Raw genomic sequence first — 3,692 nt, 5'->3', positions numbered from 1 at the left:
TCTCCCTGCAGGGCCATCGCGTCCGGCGGGCGCGTTGCCATGTGGCTCGGCCCGGACGAATGGCTGCTGCTTGCGGAGGACGAGGAGCCCGCGGGGCTGATGGCGGAGCTGGAAGCCGTGCTCGGCGAGGAGCCGCACAGCCTCGTCGACGCCTCACATCGACAGGTCGGCCTCATGCTGGAAGGACGCGGCGCATCGCGGCTGCTCAGCGCCGGATGCCCGCTGGACCTGCACGCCGATGCATTTCCGCCGGGAATGGTTACGCGGACGCTGCTGGCGAAGGCCGACATCGTGCTGTGGCGCTGCTCCGCTCCGGCATTCAGGCTCGAGGTCTGGCGCTCCTTTGCGGACTACGTCGTCGCGCTGCTCGCCGAAGCCGCGCGCGGCCTGCCGGAGTACTGATCGCGGCTACATTCATCCAACCAGCAATGAAGGACGAGGCGGGCACACTGGCGAACGAGCTTCTTGACGAGTCGATCGTGATCGACGGCCTGATCGTATCGAATTTCGGCCGGTCCGTGTTCGAGGACATGCGGCGCGGCGGGCTGACGGCGGCCAACTGCACCTGCTGTGTCTGGGAGAACTTCACCGCGACGATGAACAATGTGGTGCGCTGGAAGGGCTGGCTGCGCGACAATGCGGATCTGCTGCGCCAGGTCCGCACCACCGGCGACATCCTGCAGGCCAAGCAGGAAGGGCGCACCGGCATCATCCTGGGCTGGCAGAACCTGACCGGGATCGAGGACCAGATCGGCTATCTGGAGATCTTCAAGCAGCTCGGCGTCGGCATCATGCAGATCGCCTACAACACGCAGAATCTGGTCGGGACCGGCTGCTACGAAAAGCATGATGGCGGCTTGTCCGATTTCGGCCATGACGTCATCGCCGAGATGAACCGGCTCGGCATTCTCTGCGATCTTTCCCATGTCGGCCCGCAGACCAGCACCGACGTTATCCTGGCCTCGAAACAGCCGGTGGCCTATTCGCACTGCCTGCCGGCCGGCCTCAAGGCGCATCCGCGCAACAAGACCGACGAGCAGCTCAGATTCATCGCCGATCGCGGGGGCTTCGTCGGCGTCACCATGTTCCCGCCGTTCCTGAAGCGTGGTGTCGAGGCTGATGTAGACGATTATATCGAGGCCATCGACTACGTGATCAATATCTGCGGCGAGGATATCGTCGGCATCGGCACTGACTTTACGCAGGGCTACGGCCAGGAGTTCTTCGACTGGATCACCCATGACAAGGGCTACGGCCGGCGCTTGACCAATTTTGGCGACGTGATCAATCCGGAGGGGATGCGGACTATCGGCGAGTGGCCGAACCTCACGGCGGCGATGCAGCGCCGCGGCTGGAGCGAGTCCCGCATCACGAAGGTAGTCGGCGACAATTGGCTGCGGCTTCTCAGGACGGTCTGGGGCGCATAGAATGCAGCGAAGCTGCCTGACAGGCAGGGGACAGCCGAGCTACCTCGGAGATGAAATGACGCAGGCGGCCGAAGAGGACTTGCTGAACCTGCTGGACGCGCATGGCATCGCGGTGGCAATGCACCGGCATCCGCCGGTTCATACCGTTGAGGAATCCCGCACGCTGCGCGGCGAGATCGCGGGCGCGCACACCAAGAACCTGTTCGTGCGGGACAGCAAGAAGCGCTTCTTCCTGCTGGTTCTCGACGAGGATCGCAAGGTGAACCTGAAGGCGTTGGCCGCGCGAATCGGCGCCCGTGGCGGGCTGTCGTTCGGCTCGGCCGAGGCGTTGTACGAGAAACTCGGCATCCGGCCGGGGTCGGTTTCGGTCTTCGCGCTGATCAATGACAAGGCAGGCGACGTTACCGTCGTGCTCGACGAGGAACTGCGAAAGGCCGCGACCATCAACGGTCATCCGCTGGGCAACGAGGCCACCATCTGCGTGTCGCCCGACGGTATCGATCGCTTCCTGATCGCGGTCGATCACCCCGCGCAGTGGCTCGATCTCGCGACGGCCGAATGAACCAACGGATGCCCTTTCGGCTCAATTGAATGCGCGGGGAGTGGATGTGTCGTCGTGCAGTTGCGCGCCCCGTCCCTGGTTGCGGAGGCTCGATGGCGCATGGCCGAAGCAGGCGCGGAAGACGCGGGCAAAATGCGCGCCGTCGGCAAATCCGGTCTGCGCCGCGACATCGACGATGCTGCGATCGGTCCTTTGCAGCAGCCAGCGCCCATAGTCGAGGCGCATCCGGCGATAGCATTCCGCCGGCGACAGCTTCAATGCCTCACGAAAAAGGCGGTCGAGCTGGCGGGTGCTGACGCCGACGCGTCCGGCGATCTCGGCGATCGCCAGCGGATGCGTCAGGTTCTGCTCCATCAGAAGGCTGGCGCGCCGGACCCGCTGGTCGCGCGTATCGCGCGCCAGATGTGGCGTCGGCTGTGGCGCGGTTTCCGTCCGCTGCCGGTCGAGCTGCAGCACGTTCAGCGCCTTGCGCGCCGCGGCCGATCCGACGTGGCGGTCGACCAGGGTCGCGGCGAGGTCGAGCACGCCGGTGCCGCCGGCGCAGGTGATGCGGTCGCCGTCGATCGCAAACAGGCGATCGGTCATTGGCGCCTCGCCGAATTCGTCGATGAAGTCCTGGCGATGATACCAGCTGACGCAGGCGGCCCGGCCGTCGAGCAGGCCGAGGCGCTTCAGCACGAAGGAGCCGGTGCACACGCCGATCAGCGGCGTGCCGGCCCCGGCCGCCCGCTGCAGCCACGCTTGCGTCCTCGGGTCGATCTGCGGTCCCTGATGCAGCAGGCCGCCGACCACGACGACATAATGAAAGTCGGTGGGATCGCCGAGACCGGCGTCGGGCGTGAGCGCGATGCCGCAGCTCGCAGGCACGCTGCTTCCCGTCGCCGACATCACGCGCCAGCGGCAGAGGATCTGCCGCGAGCGATCGCCGTCATCCGCGGCCAATCGCAGTGCGTCGATGAAATTCGAGAACGCGGTCAGCGTGAAACGATTGGCGAGAATGAAGCCGACATTGAGCCGGACCACGGCATCGGCCGCCTCGCTCCGTGATCCCCCCTTGCGCGCCGGCTTTGCCATGTCTCGACCCCCTGTATCGCTTCTTGTTGTCGATCCTATGCGGCCGGGACGTCCTGGAGAATGGCACCGGCGGATGGTTTCCAGGTGACATGAAGCCTGTCGCCTGGGGCGTACACGCCGTCGGCATCGCCGCGGACCGACAGTGGCGTGCCGTCCTCCAGCCGCACAGCATAGTCGACGAACGAGCCGCGATAGGTCAGCGCCTCCACAGCGACCGGCGCCGTATTGATAGGCGCCTCCGCCGGGACCGGCCGCAGCGACAGGTGCTCGGACCGTAGCGCCAGCATGCTGGGGCCGGCCGGTTCCGTCGCACGATCGATCTGGATCGGAAGGCCGCTCTTGAGCACAGCGCCCGCCGGGCCAATGGTGAATGGAATCAGGTTCGAGAAGCCCATGAAGTCCGCCGCGAAGGCGGAAGCGGGACGCTCGAAGATGTCGCGCGGGCTGCCGATCTGCTCGATGCGGCCGGCGTTCATCAACACCAGCCGGTCGGACACGCTGAGCGCCTCGTCCTGATCATGGGTGACGAAGATCGTGGTGAGATCAAGGCCCTTCTGCAATTGCCGGATCTCGATCTTCATTTCATTGCGCAGCTTGGCGTCGAGGTTCGACAGCGGCTCGTCGAGCAG

5 protein-coding genes are annotated in these 3,692 nt (G+C 65.5%); 3 read left to right on the top strand and 2 right to left on the bottom strand.

Translation table 11 applies throughout. The features are described 5' to 3' along the window. From WCB02_RS11300 to WCB02_RS11290, 3 genes are all read left to right on the top strand, one after another. Window positions 1–402: sarcosine oxidase subunit gamma (locus tag WCB02_RS11300; protein WP_423958234.1), on the top strand; the 402-nt coding region annotated here is incomplete at its 5' end. A gap of 26 nt (window positions 403–428) precedes the next feature. After that, window positions 429–1,427, top strand: coding sequence for a dipeptidase (locus tag WCB02_RS11295; RefSeq protein ID WP_423958233.1), 999 nt, complete (start codon window positions 429–431; stop codon window positions 1,425–1,427). Window positions 1,428–1,482: 55 nt separating this feature from the next. Then, window positions 1,483–1,989, top strand: a complete 507-nt coding sequence (locus tag WCB02_RS11290; RefSeq protein WP_423958232.1) for a prolyl-tRNA synthetase associated domain-containing protein — start codon at window positions 1,483–1,485, stop codon at window positions 1,987–1,989. Between the two features lie 21 nt (window positions 1,990–2,010). Here WCB02_RS11290 and WCB02_RS11285 read toward each other — a convergent pair whose 3' ends face one another. Next, a complete protein-coding gene (locus tag WCB02_RS11285) occupies window positions 2,011–3,063 on the bottom strand; it encodes a GlxA family transcriptional regulator (protein ID WP_423958231.1) in 1,053 nt (350 codons plus the stop codon). 35 nt (window positions 3,064–3,098) lie between these two features. Beyond that, the coding region (locus WCB02_RS11280) for an ABC transporter ATP-binding protein (RefSeq protein ID WP_423958230.1) at window positions 3,099–3,692 on the bottom strand (594 nt) is incomplete at its 5' end.

The sequence above is a fragment of the Bradyrhizobium sp. genome (assembly GCF_049581145.1).
In the GTDB taxonomy this organism is placed as follows: domain Bacteria; phylum Pseudomonadota; class Alphaproteobacteria; order Rhizobiales; family Xanthobacteraceae; genus Bradyrhizobium.
The sequence above is the reverse complement of the archived record's forward strand: the minus strand, read 5'-3'. Positions and strand labels throughout refer to the sequence as shown.